We start from the raw sequence: 14,335 nt of genomic DNA, 5'->3' as shown, positions 1-14,335 counted from the left end.
CGGTTATGCCGGCCGCTTATGTGTCATGCTCTTTTCACTTATAGGTGGCAAACGTATGACAAGCATTCAGGCAAGCGATCGGTTTATTTCCTCCTGCTGTCTTTGCATCTTTAATAAAGCCCGTTTGATTGTTGTCTGCACAGTTGATTTTTTGACGCCAAGAAGATCGGCAATGCGTTCATAAGAAAAGCATTCCACCTTGTGCAGCAAAAACATTTCTTTCTCCCTGTCCGTTAAAAGGGATAAAGCTTCTCGGATTCTCTCCCTGTCTTCCTCAGATACCTGTCCGTCCGGCTCAAACATCATATCGCAAGAAAATGATTCTATGATTCTTGGATCTTTGATCATCAGCCGCTGATACGCATCACGCCGGTCAATCGCCCGTCTGATGCCGGGCTGTCTTCCTTTTTCAAGCCATTCTGTTACATATTCAAGGTCTGTGATGATGTTTCTGATAATCTTTTTATCCTTCATGTCCTCAGCTGAGAGCACTGATTCATCTGCTTCAGCGAGCGGTTTATATTGTGTTCTTGTTTGTTTTAATGTGCGTTTATATTCAAATAATAAGTCTTGCATTCTATGATTCCTCCTCATTTGTGCAATAAAAAAGCGGACACCAATCAACGCACAAATGCTGTGCATGTTGATCAGTGTCCGCAGGCTTTCCGTCTTGGACGTATTCTTTTTTCGCTTTAATTTAATTTGTAGCCGATTTCAAATTCTACGCGGGCAAGGTCTCCCTTTCTCGTTTCAACAAGCGTTTTCCCGTGCTCCGGAGCTTCTGTGATCCAGGCTTCTTGCTTTATGCCGTCGACTATAATAACGCGGATTTTCCCGTCCTTAAGCTGGCTGTCGAGCGTGATGGAATCTATATTTACGAGTTTTTTAGGGTTGATCATGTGTCATTTCTCCTTTCGGGTTCAGCGCTTTTGTTGGCTTCTTCTAATACCTTTATGATGTGCTCCTTGGAATGAGCGGAATTCCCGTTCAGAAAATCCAGCGCCGCTTTAGCCGCTTCCTTCAGCTCAGGTGCGGCTGCCATCAAGTTGGCATTGCTTATTTGCGAAAAAGAGCTGAGGTCAAATACAGCGGCGATCAGCCGGCCGTTTGAATAAGGGAATCTCTCTTTTTCTTCTTCACTGTAAGCAGAATAGATATAAATTGGCTTCTCATCCCCGCATGCGACAGCACGCCACGGCGCAGGACTCATTTCAAATTGTTTTGTTTCCGGCATCTGCTTCACTTCCCGTCATCCTTGTACCATTGTTCGATGTTTTTTTCTGTCCGCTTCGCCCGAAACAGCAACGCGAACAGAGCAGCCAGCTGTTTAATCACGGGCATTCAGCCCCGCTTTTCCGGCTGTCAGCATTTGTTCCAGCTTTTGAATAACCGGCGTTAAATCATTGCCGGACCGGCAGTTCGGACATGGATGAAAAACCGTTCCGATCCCGGTATGTTCAACAATTACTTTCTTTGTCTTACAGAGCTTGCACATTATCTGATGCCCTCCAATCTATGATTCAGGTCATACGCTGTTCCTTTGATAATCACTAAATAATCACTGCACATTTCATAGATTCTCGTGCCGATCGCTTCATCAACCCGGACGAGCGTTTCAATCGTAAGCTCGCTTGAAAGCAGAATCGGTTTATGATTTAAGTAGCGGTAGTTCAAAACGGAATACATTTGTTCCAGCTGCCAATCAGTGGCGCGCGGTTTGCCGTTTACCGGTTTAAAGAGATCATCAATGAACAGCACGTCTGCCTGCTTTATTCGGTTCAGCTTGGCTTCCAAAAGATCAAAATCATTTTTTAAATCAATAAAGCCTTCGACGAACGGAAAATAAATGACCGGCACATGGCGCTTTCTCATCAGGTCATTGGCCGCAGCGGTAAGAAGATGTGTTTTCCCGGAACCGGGCTGACCCAAAAGGGCGATGCTGTTTTTCCGGCTGTCCTTGATTTTTTCATAATCCGCCACAAACTCTTTGGCGCATTCAAACGCGTCCTTGACGGCCTGTGGCTTCCCTTGGGTGCGGAATTCATGAAAGCCAAGCTGTCTGAAAGCAGGGGTAATTTCGCTTGCGCCAAGCAGCCGTTTTACTTTTCGTTCTGCCATACAGCTGCACATTGTCCACACTTCCAGACCGTCTTGCCGGCTGAGATATCCTCCCTGATCCTTGCATCGCTGGCAATCATACCGGCTTGCGTCTGATTCGGCCGGTTTGTCCGCCAGTAATGGACGTCTCCCTTTTCTCAACTCGTCTAAAATCTGCTCGATTGTATGTTTTGTCATCACTTTCATTCCTCTCATGTTGTATTGCAGCGGTCTTTTTGGCTTGCTGCGCGAAAAATCGGTCTTCGATGAATTTCGAACAGTAGCGAAAGGCCTTTATCGTTTCTGAAGCAGCGGTTCGCCGGTTTTCAAAAGCTTGAAAACATTCCTCAAGCCATTTGATTGTTTGCGTTACGGGAACGCCGATGGCGACAATACGGGCGATGGCTTGATAATCTCTGGAGGAAGGATACACGGTGCGTCCTTCTTGAGCCGACCGTAATTGTGTAAACCGCTTCGCAATGCGATCCACTGCATCATCAGCAGCAGTATATGTTTTTGTTTTATCTATATTAGAGCGGCCTTCTTTGTCCTGTGCCAGCGGCGAAAATGACCGCTCATTATCGCTGCGGTGTGCAGTTTTGTCCGATCTGAAGCTGAATTTTTTAGAGTGCTTCACAGAAATCATGAGTCCGTATGGCGCGCGGGCAGCCTTTATGTATCCATGGCTATCAAGAAGCTCCAGCCATCTTCTGACTGTTTTTTCACTAACACCGAATACGGCCGCCATCTCTCTTGCTTTTAATGGCTTATGGCCGAGCACAATTCCCCAGCTCACGCCGTCCTTTTCAATTTCTTTTGTTGTTGAGCTGATAAACCAGAGAAACAGCCACAGGGCTGAGCCTATTTTGTCATAATGTTCTGAATTCAATAGCCCTGAATATATGGGAAAAGGATAGCTTTTATCCCTTTTCATTGCGTTTCACCTCTTCTTTTAACAGCAAGTACGCTTGAAATTGTTCTCGATTTTCAAAATGGAATACCGGAAGGCCGCATGCTGTAAAAGAAATGGAGCCGCCGGATTGCCCGAGATGGCGCTGATCTATCGGATGTTCACTAAAAACGATTTGAATCGGATGCATGTGATCACTCCCCCGATTTGTTTTCGATACAATTCGTATCAACTGTTACCAAGTATAAACGATACATTCTGTATCATCAAGTTATTTTTGATACTTTTTTTATCATAACTTTATTTTGATACAGATTGTATCTATAATCATAAGTAATTTAGGGAGTTAAAAAAAGAGAGGTCATAGTATGATAGGCGGCAGATTGAAGAGTCTCAGAGGAAAAAGGACACAGGAAGAAATCGCATCTCACATCGGTGTATCGCGCGCACGATATTCTCATTATGAAAACGGGCGAAGCGAACCTGATTACGACACACTGCAAAAGCTGGCTGATTACTTCCAAGTGACAACGGATTACTTATTAACAGGAAAAGAAAAAAAATCTAATGATGATATGTTTTCTGATCCGGACTTGCAGCTCGCATACCGGGATATGCAGGATTTTTCCCCGGAAAGCAAGCAGCAGGCCATCGAATTTATCAACTATTTAAAAGAAAAAGAGAAAAACCGGAAACCGAAAAACAAATAATATTTCTCTGTTCTCTAAAACATATAAAAAATAGACCGATATAAAGAAAAAAGTGTTTATTTTTTAAAGAAAAGGGAAAGATTTCAACACACTTTTTAGTCCTAAACGGGCTTTTCTTTCTCGCTATAAACAGAACATACGTTCGAAAGGGAGTATTCAATTGGGCGATTACTTATCACATCTGGAGGAATACGTAAAAAATTTATACAGCCGGCTGGGCATCACCTCTCCCCATCACATTGACATGCTGAAAATCGCAAACGATCTTGATATTTGGGTTCATTTCGAGGATATGGGAAGCATGATGGTGAAATACGACGGCATGTACAGTATCATATTGAACCAAAGAAAGTCCCAGGAAGAGCAATGGGAGGATTTTGGCCATGAACTGTGCCACGTATTAAAGCATGCAGGCAATCATTTTCAGATGAACAAGCTCTTCAGGGAGCTGCAGGAATTTCAGGCGAACCAATTTATGTACCACTTCTGTGTGCCAACCTTTATGCTGTTGCAGATGGAACTGCCGCAATGGAGAAGTCAGGCTCTTGCAACCATTGCGACGGTATTCCGGGTAACAAAGGACTTTGCTGAGAAAAGACTTGAAATGTTTGAACGGCGTAAAGCAGGTATTCAATTTCAGAAGCGGCTTGCTTACTTATTATCACATAAGCGGCCAAATGCGTACGAGGAAGGCGATCAGCAGCACTTGCAGGTCGCTGAAGAAAAAGCGTTGTATCAAATCGGCAAATACAGCTGATCAAAAACAGGCTGGGGACATTTGCCCTCAGCCCGGCATAGATATTAATATTTCGACATCGGAGGCATGGTATTCTGCAGCCACATTGGCGCCGGTTTAAGATGAGGCGCAGATGCGAACGCAATCGGAGCCGGGATATACCTGAACTCGCCCCGGCTGTCAAAGGCTTCGCCATGAGCCCACCTTCCCTGTGAGCTTTCATCCCCTCTGGAAAAGTTAAACAGGTCATAGGATACTTCCTGCTTTTCTAGCTCACGCGGAAATGTCGTGGGAACGACAATATCCCGTTCTCTTTCTTCCAGCTCTTTAATCGCTGCATACCACATATTTTGATGATAAGTATCCCTTGCAATCAAAAATGACAGCATATCTCTTACCCCGGGATCATCAGTCATGGCGTAAAGCCGTGTCACCTGAAGGCGCCCCTGGGCTTCCGCATTTAAGTTTGCACGGAAATCCGCCAGCAGATTTCCGCTTGAGATAATGTATTTTGCATTCCACGGATAGCCCTCACTATCTGATGCCATCGCACCCAAACCGGACACAATAGCGTGCTGAGGATTCATCCCTGACATCACTGCTGCAATAGCGGGGTTGCTTTTATAAGCATTTTCCTGTACATCAGCGGGAGCATCATCCAGAAGCCTGGAAATCATCGTAGCCAACATTTCCACATGTCCGATCTCTTCCGTCCCCACATCACATAGCAAATCTTTATACTTGGCATCCGCCCTGCAGTTAAAACCCTGAAACAAATATTGCATCATCACACTAATTTCACCAAATTGGCCGCCCAGCACCTCTTGGAGCTTTTTCGCATAAACAGGATCCGGACGGGAAGGCTTTGCCTGATATTGAAGCTCTTTAATATGATAAAACATCGTTCATTCCTCCCTGCGCATTCAAACAATCACAGCATATGAAGGAATGGGCAGTTATTGCAGGTCCTACTTGTTTCTTTCATAAAAACCAAGCTTAACGGCATTCACATATCGAGAAAAAAGATTGTTTTCTATGTATTGTCCCTTACGGCAGCCAAAATTGTGAAACAGCGCGCTCCGCTGCGCCGTACTCAGTTCCAGCTGCAGCCCCATCTCCCTTTTCGTCCGATTGACGATATTTTGCGGATGAACACCTGCCAGCCTGTCTTTTTCACTGACCAGTTCCGCACTGAAACCTGCCTCATTCAGCAACTCGCAAATGGCTTCTGCTTTTATCCGATCCGCGCCCCCGACCAATGTATGCGGCTTTTTCATATCACGGTAGCCGTGAAATGCCAGCGCGAATCGGTGGGCGTTTACTTTTTCTATGGCAAGCGGTTCATCAAAACGAGTGCTTGTCAGGTGGAGCGAACGGTTGTTGCGCTGCTTCAATCCTTCAAAGATATAAATGGAACTTTGATCAGCAAATGCCCGCACCAGTTCGCTGACGCCCGGCTCAATTCTTCCGCCGTGAGGGCCGATGACAATATGCTCGCTCCCGCTGTTCTCTTCATAAATAATCCGGTACTCCGATTCAGACGCAGAAAGAGATAAAAAACAGTCATACATATCTTTCATGTTAAGCGCTCTCCTTTATCAGTCAGCACCAGTTTACTCTACTCATCTATGAATGAAAACCTTTTTATCGTATTTCCATATCAGGAGATATATGAAGGGATTTATCGATACATTGCTGGAATGTGTCAACTCTTTCAACAGCTGAGGCGATAGAAAAGTAAGCACTTATTTTACTAGAAAGAAAAACTGCGGCGTTTAAATGGGGTCCTTGTGCGGTCGATCTACAGGTGGATTAAGTATAAATGTTATAAATCATTCTTTTAAAAGGCTTATGTAAGATCGCACGCTATCATTTTTATCAGTTTGTTTTTTAAAACAGCCTTTTTTTGATGACGAATACATTTGACCATACCATCTCTTTTTTAATCCATATAATAAAACTGATCATACATTAAAGGAGGCGTTAGTATGGGTTATTATAAAAAATATAAAGAAGAGTATTACACTTACAAAAAGAAGTACTACAAGAAGTACTACAAGAAGTATTACGACCACGATAAAAAGTATTATGATGATCATGAGAAAGATTATGATTGCGACAAAAAGTACTATGACCATGACAAAAAATATTATGACCACGGCAAAAAGTGTTATGACCATGACAAGCATGACTATGATTACAAAGTAGAATATAAAAAGTATTACTAAACCTGTAACGTTCTATTTCTTTTCCCCGGTGATCACCGGGTCTTTTTATTTTCTATTTTATTGCTTGAAGGTTTTTGCTTTTCTAGATTTCTTGTCAACTTCGTGCCCAGCAAATTGTTCATAACTCTTAACATCCTTTTGTGGCGCGGCGCTCTCCTGCTGTGCCAAATCAGTCAATAGGTTCTCGCTGCCGTTTGTATGTAAGGGAAAAAAGGAAGCTCCATTCAAGTGAAGCTTCCTTTTTTTCATTATCGTTTTTGTTCAATTTTAGCTTTCGTTTTCGGCCCGTAAATGCCGTCTGCCGTTAATCCGCTGACAGATTGAAAGCGTTTGACAGCATTTGCTGTTTTTGGCCCATATACACCGTCCACCCCATGATTCTTCGCCCCTTTATCAGGATAAAAATATAGAGCTGCCAGCGCAGTCTGAACCTGCTTTACTTTTGTGCCTTTTGTCAGCGGGCTCGTTACTTTGATCACCCCCGATGGCAGCGGATAAGAGGATGCGGCATGGCTTTTAGAGGAAGAGGCCGTCCCGGAAAGCTTGATCTCCTGTCCGACTTTAATGTAATTTGGATCAGTGATGTGATTTAAGCTTTGCAGAGTTTTCACACTGACACCGTGTGATGCTGCGATGCCGGACAGCGTATCTCCTTTTTTCACATGATACACTTGCGCAGAAGAAGAAGCCTTTTTCGCTGAAACGCTGCCGTTTAATTCCGCTTCAATTGCCGCCTTGACTTGCTCCCAGCGCCCCTCTGATAAAATGCGGTGCGGGCAGTATTTTCCGTTCCAGTCTTGGTGCTTTCTGACTCGATCAATTCCCCAGCCCCGCTCCTTCAAAAGCTGTGCCACAAAAGAGATCGCCAATGCCTCGGCTGCCTTGTACTTTGGGCCTCCCGATTTGCTGTAGCAAATTTCAACGCCAATCGACTTGCGGTTGCCTGTACCGTTTGTGCCGTCACCAGTATGCCAAGCGTTACGGTTTAGCGGCAAACCTTGAATCACTTCTTTATCGTCAACCGCGAAATGAAAGCTTGTCGAGCTGGTATTCCCGATCATGTAGCTGATTTCGTTGGCAGCGGACGCGTCGTTTGCCGTGTTGTGAATGGTAATATATTCAGCGGACATCGCATTCGGGCATTTCAGCCCGTACTTTGCCTCAGAAACCAAATTTTTCTTCACTTGAATGCTCACCTATCATCTCTCCTTTTTCTTTTTTCATCAATAGGTGGCATTCGTAGGACGAAAAGCACCGCTATATGGATAATTGTGCTAAGCTAAAGTTCAAAAGGAGGGGACATTCTTGAATACGTACTTAATACTGACTACGAGAACAGATCAATTCAATCAGGAGCATGCAGCCAGACACTATGAATTTTTGGACCGTCTGCAGGCAGAAAAACGCTTAAAAATGTTCGGGCCTTTCAGCGACGCCACAGGCGGAGCCTACGTCATCGAAGCAGGTTCGCTGGAAGAGGCATCAGAAATCGGACATGCAGACCCGCTGGTGGCAAGCGGTTCTTCTGAGCTGGCCATAAAGGAATGGAATCTGAAATAAAAAAGACCCCTGAGGGTCTTTTTTCGTCATCATCATGTTTGATTGCGTGCCGCAATATGAAATGTTTTTCCCTCTGTATCTGCTGTTTCTCCTGCATGGACCATCACCTGAGTAAAGCTGAACCCGACCGCAACGAGCAACAAACCTGTCATCCATTTAGATTTCATACAAACAATCTCCTCTCTGGATTTGTTTTTGTGCGTGCACCATTTTCTCATAAAAGGAAAGTGCTTTTTCAGGCTGTCCGTTCTCTATATAGAATTGGGCAGCATCATGCGCCAGCTCTTCAATGTAAGGATACAGCATATGTTCTTCAAGAAATTGAAAGGTGTGTGAGACTGATTCTGTGTCAATGTTTTTTCCGTATAACGCATGTAAAAATTGAAAAAGCTCCACGAATAATTCATCACTATACTGACGGGCGATTTCCAATCCTTGACGATATTGCTTTTGCGCCTCGGCATCATTTTTTTGTTTATACAGAACTTGTGTTAATGAGTAGATAGAATGCGGAAGATTATCGAACTTTTCCGACTTGCAAATAGAAACAGATTTCTCAAAGTATTCGGCTGCCTTTTGCAGTTCACCCATTTTCTCGTAACAGTTTCCGAGATTGTAAAGGGCCGAACTGATCAGGCGGGGATTGCCTTCTTTCTTTGCAAGATCTAAAGCCAGTTCTAAATGGGGCAATGCTCTTTCTGGATACTGCATATCATCATAATTACCTGCAATAACGAATTCACATTGGATTCTGCGGACAGTGTACGTTTCATACATCTGATACGTTTCTAACGCCTGAACGGCATAGCTCATAGAGACATAAGTCTGCTTTAAATTGTAAAAGATCTCAGCCATTTTAAAAGCAAATTCAGCTTTTTCAATGTCGTCTGACACAAGGGCAAGGTTCTTTTCTGCCCTCTTATAGTACATCATGGCACTGACAAACATTTTCTGCTTAAATTCATACATCCCGCGAAAAAAGTTAAAGTAGTATTCGAGCAGTCCTGTCAGCTTGTACTGATTCCCCTCGATGTCTTCTAATAATTCTGAAAACTCTAGCTGCGAGGTGTCCTCTCCCAGAGGCTTAATGTAATCCAGCATAACACGGTGCCTAAATTCCATTAAAGAATAATACAGCAGCAAATCTTGATCTTCTTCCATATCCTCGATTTCTCTTTCTACTTCGAGCTTGACCCGTTCGGCTTCAGCTATGTGAAACTGCCGGATATGGGTATACCATTCATTAATTTTAAGCCCGACATAAGAGGACGGAATAGTCTGCTTCATCCTCAATTAATCCCCCCTTTTATATACCCGAGATATGTCATATTTTATCATATTTACAAGAAAAAGAAGAACGCAAAAAGACCGCAATTGTCGAATTTCGGCTAACCGCAAAAAAAACAATCACTTCTCAGCATATTGCTTGTTAATTTATGCGCATTGATATAGGATTTCATTGCACCATTTATTTTTACATATGGAGGAGATTCTATTGAGCCAATCCACTCAAATTGTGAGTCACTTTTTGTCACATCGAAATGTGACGATTGAGCTGACAGAAAAAATCAGCAAAAATCATTACAGCTACAAACCGACAGAAACATCAATGTCAGCAGAAGAGCTTGTCAAGCACATCCTGACGACTTTCCATCTGTTCGCAAATGTCATTAAAGAAGGCAATGCCTCACCTTTTCAAAACAAGCAGGAAGAAACGGAAACAGATCTCAATGTTTTGGCTAAAACGTATACAGAAAAAACGGCTGCCATCCTTGAGCAGCTGACTGAGGAACACCTTGACAGAGAAATTGACCTGACAGCCACTTTCGGAAGAAAAGTCACTGGTAGCGCATTGCTTCAGCTTGCGATGGAGCATGAAATTCACCATAAAGGCAACCTGTTTGTTTATGTAAGAGAAATGGGCCATACGGAGCTGCCTTTTTATCAGCAGCGTATGTAACCTAAAAAAAGATACCTGATCTAAAGGTATCTTTTTTTATTGCCTTCAGTTCACTACCGTATCCAACACACCGCGATTCCCAGTGACAGCCGGTATTTGCATATAGCTGACTGGTTGATCTCATTCAGCCAAATACCGCCCCGAATGACCTGTTTTAACCGATCAAACTCAATCCCATCTCGTCCTCCTGACACTCATTATAGGGCAAATGAATAAAGATATTGAGCATACAAAAATCAAAGAAACACACGTACAAATATTCAAAAAATTTAATTGATTAAAGCGACCTAATCATATATAATCTGATAAAAATAGTCGGGTTTTCAGGAGGCCTTTATCATGAGTGTTAGCATCATTTTGATGGGTTTGTTAGTCGGTGTCTTAGTCGGATTGACAGGTGTAGGCGGAGCTGCGCTTTTAACTCCTCTTTTAATAGTGCTTGGAATCAATCCTTCCATTGCAGTCGGTACGGACCTTGTCTATAACTCGATCACCAAGCTGTTTGGTGTTGCGTCCCATTGGCGGCAGAAAACAATCAATTTTAAATTGGTAAAATACTTAGCCATCGGCAGTATTCCGAGTGCTTCTATAGCCATTGGCATACTTCATTTGTTTCCCGCCTTCCACCAGCATCAGGAAGAGATTATTAAACACGCTCTTGGTTATGTTTTGACCCTAGTTGCGATTTCGATCATCGTCCGCCTGTTTCTGGACAAAAAGCTTCGCCCGAACCGCTGGCAGCTGATGCCGCTAGAAGATAAGCGGATGCTTACGATTCTTATCGGTGTCGTGTTTGGATTTATCGTCGGCTTAACGTCGATCGGTTCCGGCTCGTTGTTTGCGATTGCTATGCTGTACTTATTTAAAATGAAAACATCCGACATTGTCGGAACAGATATTGCGCATGCTTTTCTGCTCGTTACTGCGGCAGGTATTTTAAATGCAAGCTTCGGGAGTGTTGATTATTTGTTAGCGGCCAATTTGCTTATCGGTTCCATTCCGGGGGTGCTGGTTGGCAGTCATCTCTCACCTAGATTTTCACCCCGTCCGCTGCAATTTATTATGGCATCCATTATCTTAATCAGCGGCTTGAAGCTGATTTAATCAAGAAGGCTATCCTTAACAGGATAGCCTTTCTTGGTTTATAGCGTCACACCCGATTTAAAAATGGCAAGCTCTCTGAAGTCATTTTTTTCGTGATTCACAAGCTCTCCGCTTGCAACCTTCGTGATATAATCGATAAACTCACGAAGCACAAATTCCTCATGAACATCATCCTCTGCTAAGAGACCTGCGTTAAAATCAATCCAGTGCGGCTTCGTCTCGTACAGCTGTGTATTCGTCGCCACCTTTATCGTTGGAACAAAAGTGCCGAACGGCGTGCCTCGCCCCGTTGTAAACAAAACAATGTGGCAGCCGGCCGCAGCCAATGCGGAGGAGGCGATTAAATCATTGCCGGGTGCGCTCAATAGTGTCAGTCCGTTTGTCTGAAGCACTTCACCGTATTTTAATACATCTGAGACAGGAGAAATCCCCGCCTTTTGCGTGCAGCCCAGCGATTTATCCTCAAGGGTGGAAATGCCGCCTGCTTTGTTTCCTGGCGAAGGATTTTCGTAAACCGGCTGATCATGCTGTATAAAATATTGTTTGAAATCATTGATTAAATCGACAATTTTATGGAATACCTCTTCATTGGCAGCCCGCTGCATCAGCAGCGTTTCCGCACCGAACATCTCCGGCACCTCCGTCAGCACCGTGCTGCCTCCCTGCGCAATGATATAATCAGAAAATCGTCCGAGCAATGGGTTCGCTGTGATGCCGGAAAAACCGTCAGACCCCCCGCATTTCAACCCTATTTTCAGTTCAGAAAACGGGATGTCTTCCCGTTTATCCCCTTTGGCCGCTACATGGATGTCCTTCAGCAATGCGACACCTGCCTCCATTTCGTCTGTCACCGACTGGGATTCGAGAAATTTCACCCGATCCTTGTTGACATCCTGAAGCGCTTTTTTCATTGCTGCCAGCTCGTTATTTTCACAGCCGAGCCCCAGCACCAAGACACCGCCGGCATTTGGATGGCGAATGGCGTTCAGCAGGATTTGCCTAGTATTTTCGTGATCATCGCCAAGCTGTGAGCATCCGTATTGATGTTTTAGCACTAATACGTTGTCAAATGGGGCAATATCCCCCGTTTCTCTTACAAACCGCTGAAGCATTTTTTCGGCAATCCCATTGACACAGCCGACGGTTGGCACGATCCACAATTCATTGCGAACACCGGCATTGCCGTTTTCTCTTCTATATCCTTTAAATGTCCGCTCCTCATGTGTGTATGGATTTTGTTCAAATCTCGGTGTATAACTGTACGTTTGGATAGCAGATAAATTTGTTTTTGTATTATGAACATGAATATGCTCCCCAATAAAAATATCTTTTAACGCATGCCCGATCGGAAACCCGTATTTGATGATGCTGCCGTTTTCCTTTATATGCTGCAATGCAATCTTATGGCCTCTTTTAATATCATCTTTTACTTCAATCGATATGCCGTCCGCGTTCAGCAGCTCCCCCTTCTGAATATCACGCAAAGCAAGCAAGACATTATCCTGTCTATGAATTTTTATAAATGATTTCACAGCACTTTCCCCCTTTGCAGACAGCATTGTTCAAGAGCCCGCTCCATTCCCAGTTCATGAATATGATTCAAGTACTCAGCGACTCTCTCAGTCAGCTTCGGAATCTCATTCAGATTTGCTCCCCACAGCCATTGTTCTCCTAATAAGGCTGAAGCGATACGGAGCATATCTCCGGTCTCCTGATTCCAAACCTCTTGGAAAAATCGAAGAACAGCCGGGTCATCCTGCATTTCCCTATTTCGATAACTATACAGAAGCGCGCTGAATGAAAACACTAAACGTGCAGGAAGCTGTCCCTTTTGTTCAACATATTCCTGAAGGGTCGGCAGGTTTCTCGTTTTGAACTTTGACACTGAATTCAGTGCAATGCTTTCCACATAATGTTTGATGTACGGGTTTTTAAAGCGACTCAGTACATCCTCCGCATATTTAGTAAGCCCTTCCATTTTCAAAACAGGAAGTATTTCATCATGAATCAGCTCCTCAACAAAGCGCCCCACTGCCGGATGTTCAACTGAATCACGCACCGTTTTCAAACCGTATAAAGAAGACACTGGCGTCATTGCCGTATGCGCGCCATTTAAAATTCTCACTTTTTTCGTCCGATATGGGGTCAGATCGCTGACAATCTTTGTATGAAGGCCGGCTGCCGCAAAGGGCAATTCTTCTCCAATCCAATTCGGCCCTTCAATCACCCATAAATAATACTGTTCTCCCACAACAACCAGTTCATCTTGATAGCCTAATTCCGCAGTGATCTCATTAATGCTGTCTACAGGAAAACCGGGAACAATGCGGTCTACTAAACTATTACAAAACGTGTTGGCGTTCTGAATCCATTGCGTAAACCCCTCTTCCAGCTCCCATAGATCAGCATAATGCAGAGTCGCTTCCTTCAGCTTTTGCCCGTTATTCTCAATCAGCTCACACGGAATCAAGACACACCCTTTTGTCTCGTCTCCGGCAAAAGCCTGGTAGCGAAAGTACAGAAAAGCTGTTAATTTCCCTGGAAATGTTTTTTGCGGCCTATCCTCTAAGCGGTCTTCTTTCTCACAAACAATACCGGCTTCGGTCGTATTAGAAATGATAAAACGCAGTGATTCGCTTGAAGCCAACTTTTTGAACTCGTCATAGTCGGAAAACAGATCAATCCCGCGGCTGATTGAATTGATAATCATCTTTTCGTTTACCGCTTCTCCATCCTTCATTCCCTGTAAAAAAAGAGTATACAAGCCATTCTGGTCATTTAATCTTTTGATTTTCTCTGAACCTCTCGGCTGTACAACTGCGACACTTCCATTGAAATCAGTATGTCGATTCAATTGCTCAATTTGCCAATCGACAAACGCCCGCAGAAAATTTCCTTCCCCAAACTGGAGAATCTTTTCCGGATACTGTGTATAGCTTTCGTACAATTTTTTATTCAGCTTTTGCACCGTCATTGCCTCCCTTTCGGATTTATGCACACGTTAACATTTCTCTGTATAAAGAATGCCCG

21 protein-coding genes are annotated in these 14,335 nt (G+C 43.8%); 6 read left to right on the top strand and 15 right to left on the bottom strand.

All coding sequences use genetic code 11. From position 1 onward, the window contains the following. Positions 1-66 precede the first annotated feature (66 nt). The 7 genes from UJ203_RS09265 to UJ203_RS09235 all read right to left on the bottom strand — a co-directional run bounded on the left by UJ203_RS09265 (position 67) and on the right by UJ203_RS09235 (position 3,197). Complete coding sequence (locus UJ203_RS09265; protein ID WP_024121061.1) at positions 67-576, bottom strand: sigma-70 family RNA polymerase sigma factor; 510 nt, start codon at positions 574-576, stop codon at positions 67-69. Between the two features lie 116 nt (positions 577-692). Beyond that, the gene (locus UJ203_RS09260; RefSeq protein WP_322010173.1) at positions 693-899 is read right to left on the bottom strand and encodes an XtrA/YqaO family protein; all 207 of its coding nucleotides are present in this window, start codon (positions 897-899) and stop codon (positions 693-695) included. Beyond that, the gene (locus UJ203_RS09255) at positions 896-1,234 is read right to left on the bottom strand and encodes a phage portal protein (protein WP_415859188.1); all 339 of its coding nucleotides are present in this window, start codon (positions 1,232-1,234) and stop codon (positions 896-898) included. Before UJ203_RS09255 ends, UJ203_RS09260 begins: the two co-directional genes overlap by 4 nt. 93 nt (positions 1,235-1,327) lie before the next feature. After that, positions 1,328-1,495 carry a hypothetical protein gene (locus tag UJ203_RS09250; RefSeq protein WP_105953655.1) on the bottom strand — a complete coding sequence of 56 codons (168 nt, stop codon included), beginning with the start codon at positions 1,493-1,495 and terminating at the stop codon, positions 1,328-1,330. Beyond that, on the bottom strand, positions 1,495-2,295 hold the full coding sequence (locus UJ203_RS09245; protein WP_322010168.1) for an ATP-binding protein: 801 nt from the start codon (positions 2,293-2,295) through the stop codon (positions 1,495-1,497). Before UJ203_RS09245 ends, UJ203_RS09250 begins: the two co-directional genes overlap by 1 nt. Then, positions 2,195-3,031 carry a phage portal protein gene (locus tag UJ203_RS09240; protein ID WP_322010165.1) on the bottom strand — a complete coding sequence of 279 codons (837 nt, stop codon included), beginning with the start codon at positions 3,029-3,031 and terminating at the stop codon, positions 2,195-2,197. Before UJ203_RS09240 ends, UJ203_RS09245 begins: the two co-directional genes overlap by 101 nt. Beyond that, complete coding sequence (locus tag UJ203_RS09235) at positions 3,018-3,197, bottom strand: hypothetical protein (RefSeq protein ID WP_105953658.1); 180 nt, start codon at positions 3,195-3,197, stop codon at positions 3,018-3,020. The genes UJ203_RS09240 and UJ203_RS09235 overlap by 14 nt, the downstream gene beginning before the upstream one ends. 178 nt (positions 3,198-3,375) lie before the next feature. On the opposite strand from UJ203_RS09235, the gene xre reads away from it, so the two are divergent. Together xre and UJ203_RS09225 are read left to right on the top strand one after the other, a co-directional pair. After that, positions 3,376-3,717 carry an HTH-type transcriptional regulator Xre gene (gene xre / locus UJ203_RS09230; protein ID WP_322010163.1) on the top strand — a complete coding sequence of 114 codons (342 nt, stop codon included), beginning with the start codon at positions 3,376-3,378 and terminating at the stop codon, positions 3,715-3,717. Positions 3,718-3,877: 160 nt separating this feature from the next. Continuing rightward, complete coding sequence (locus UJ203_RS09225) at positions 3,878-4,474, top strand: ImmA/IrrE family metallo-endopeptidase (RefSeq protein WP_044156263.1); 597 nt, start codon at positions 3,878-3,880, stop codon at positions 4,472-4,474. 44 nt (positions 4,475-4,518) lie between these two features. Here the strand turns inward: UJ203_RS09225 and UJ203_RS09220 are convergent, their stop codons facing one another. Further along, the gene (locus UJ203_RS09220) at positions 4,519-5,355 is read right to left on the bottom strand and encodes a manganese catalase family protein (protein WP_322010160.1); all 837 of its coding nucleotides are present in this window, start codon (positions 5,353-5,355) and stop codon (positions 4,519-4,521) included. A 66-nt stretch (positions 5,356-5,421) separates the two neighbouring features. Beyond that, entirely contained in the window at positions 5,422-6,033 is a 612-nt protein-coding gene (locus UJ203_RS09215; protein ID WP_322010158.1) for a poly-gamma-glutamate hydrolase family protein, read from the bottom strand. Positions 6,034-6,441: 408 nt separating this feature from the next. Here UJ203_RS09215 and UJ203_RS09210 point away from each other — a divergent pair, with 408 nt between their 5' ends. After that, positions 6,442-6,681, top strand: a complete 240-nt coding sequence (locus tag UJ203_RS09210; protein WP_229043138.1) for a hypothetical protein — start codon at positions 6,442-6,444, stop codon at positions 6,679-6,681. Between the two features lie 57 nt (positions 6,682-6,738). Here UJ203_RS09210 and UJ203_RS09205 read toward each other — a convergent pair whose 3' ends face one another. Both UJ203_RS09205 and UJ203_RS09200 read right to left on the bottom strand, forming a co-directional pair. After that, positions 6,739-6,909, bottom strand: coding sequence for a hypothetical protein (locus tag UJ203_RS09205; RefSeq protein WP_322010153.1), 171 nt, complete (start codon positions 6,907-6,909; stop codon positions 6,739-6,741). Positions 6,910-6,929: 20 nt separating this feature from the next. Then, positions 6,930-7,877, bottom strand: a complete 948-nt coding sequence (locus UJ203_RS09200) for an N-acetylmuramoyl-L-alanine amidase (protein ID WP_322010151.1) — start codon at positions 7,875-7,877, stop codon at positions 6,930-6,932. 109 nt (positions 7,878-7,986) lie between these two features. Here UJ203_RS09200 and UJ203_RS09195 point away from each other — a divergent pair, with 109 nt between their 5' ends. Beyond that, positions 7,987-8,241 (top strand): YciI family protein, encoded by a 255-nt coding sequence (locus tag UJ203_RS09195; RefSeq protein WP_322010149.1) that lies wholly within the window; start codon positions 7,987-7,989, stop codon positions 8,239-8,241. Between the two features lie 32 nt (positions 8,242-8,273). On the opposite strand, the gene phrA is transcribed toward UJ203_RS09195, so the two are convergent. Next, positions 8,274-8,408: a phosphatase RapA inhibitor PhrA gene (phrA, locus tag UJ203_RS09190; RefSeq protein WP_024121047.1), complete on the bottom strand. Its 135-nt coding sequence runs from the start codon at positions 8,406-8,408 to the stop codon at positions 8,274-8,276. Beyond that, positions 8,398-9,534 carry a response regulator aspartate phosphatase RapA gene (gene rapA, locus UJ203_RS09185; RefSeq protein WP_322010148.1) on the bottom strand — a complete coding sequence of 379 codons (1,137 nt, stop codon included), beginning with the start codon at positions 9,532-9,534 and terminating at the stop codon, positions 8,398-8,400. Before rapA ends, phrA begins: the two co-directional genes overlap by 11 nt. A 202-nt stretch (positions 9,535-9,736) precedes the next feature. On the opposite strand from rapA, the gene UJ203_RS09180 reads away from it, so the two are divergent. After that, positions 9,737-10,201, top strand: a complete 465-nt coding sequence (locus tag UJ203_RS09180; RefSeq protein ID WP_322010147.1) for a DinB family protein — start codon at positions 9,737-9,739, stop codon at positions 10,199-10,201. A gap of 339 nt (positions 10,202-10,540) precedes the next feature. Next, entirely contained in the window at positions 10,541-11,305 is a 765-nt protein-coding gene (locus UJ203_RS09175; RefSeq protein WP_044156273.1) for a sulfite exporter TauE/SafE family protein, read from the top strand. Between the two features lie 38 nt (positions 11,306-11,343). Here the strand turns inward: UJ203_RS09175 and UJ203_RS09170 are convergent, their stop codons facing one another. Together UJ203_RS09170 and UJ203_RS09165 are read right to left on the bottom strand one after the other, a co-directional pair. Beyond that, on the bottom strand, positions 11,344-12,837 hold the full coding sequence (locus UJ203_RS09170; protein ID WP_322010144.1) for an altronate dehydratase family protein: 1,494 nt from the start codon (positions 12,835-12,837) through the stop codon (positions 11,344-11,346). Beyond that, positions 12,834-14,273, bottom strand: a complete 1,440-nt coding sequence (locus UJ203_RS09165; RefSeq protein WP_322010142.1) for a tagaturonate reductase — start codon at positions 14,271-14,273, stop codon at positions 12,834-12,836. Before UJ203_RS09165 ends, UJ203_RS09170 begins: the two co-directional genes overlap by 4 nt. Positions 14,274-14,335: the final 62 nt, after the last annotated feature.

The organism is Bacillus sp. V26, assembly GCF_034296245.1.
GTDB classification, from domain to species: domain Bacteria; phylum Bacillota; class Bacilli; order Bacillales; family Bacillaceae; genus Bacillus; species Bacillus halotolerans.
The sequence above is the reverse complement of the archived record's forward strand: the minus strand, read 5'-3'. Positions and strand labels throughout refer to the sequence as shown.

Coding starts and splice junctions, on each gene's coding strand:
- UJ203_RS09220 (WP_322010160.1), bottom strand. CDS start 5,355: ATGTTTTATCATATTAAAGAGCTTCAATATCAGGCAAAGCCTTCCCGT.
- UJ203_RS09245 (WP_322010168.1), bottom strand. CDS start 2,295: ATGACAAAACATACAATCGAGCAGATTTTAGACGAGTTGAGAAAAGGG.
- UJ203_RS09210 (WP_229043138.1), top strand. CDS start 6,442: ATGGGTTATTATAAAAAATATAAAGAAGAGTATTACACTTACAAAAAG.
- UJ203_RS09250 (WP_105953655.1), bottom strand. CDS start 1,495: ATGTGCAAGCTCTGTAAGACAAAGAAAGTAATTGTTGAACATACCGGG.
- UJ203_RS09175 (WP_044156273.1), top strand. CDS start 10,541: ATGAGTGTTAGCATCATTTTGATGGGTTTGTTAGTCGGTGTCTTAGTC.
- UJ203_RS09235 (WP_105953658.1), bottom strand. CDS start 3,197: ATGCATCCGATTCAAATCGTTTTTAGTGAACATCCGATAGATCAGCGC.
- UJ203_RS09255 (WP_415859188.1), bottom strand. CDS start 1,234: ATGCCGGAAACAAAACAATTTGAAATGAGTCCTGCGCCGTGGCGTGCT.
- UJ203_RS09260 (WP_322010173.1), bottom strand. CDS start 899: ATGATCAACCCTAAAAAACTCGTAAATATAGATTCCATCACGCTCGAC.
- phrA (WP_024121047.1), bottom strand. CDS start 8,408: ATGAAATCTAAATGGATGACAGGTTTGTTGCTCGTTGCGGTCGGGTTC.
- UJ203_RS09215 (WP_322010158.1), bottom strand. CDS start 6,033: ATGAAAGATATGTATGACTGTTTTTTATCTCTTTCTGCGTCTGAATCG.
- xre (WP_322010163.1), top strand. CDS start 3,376: ATGATAGGCGGCAGATTGAAGAGTCTCAGAGGAAAAAGGACACAGGAA.
- UJ203_RS09240 (WP_322010165.1), bottom strand. CDS start 3,031: ATGAAAAGGGATAAAAGCTATCCTTTTCCCATATATTCAGGGCTATTG.
- UJ203_RS09265 (WP_024121061.1), bottom strand. CDS start 576: ATGCAAGACTTATTATTTGAATATAAACGCACATTAAAACAAACAAGA.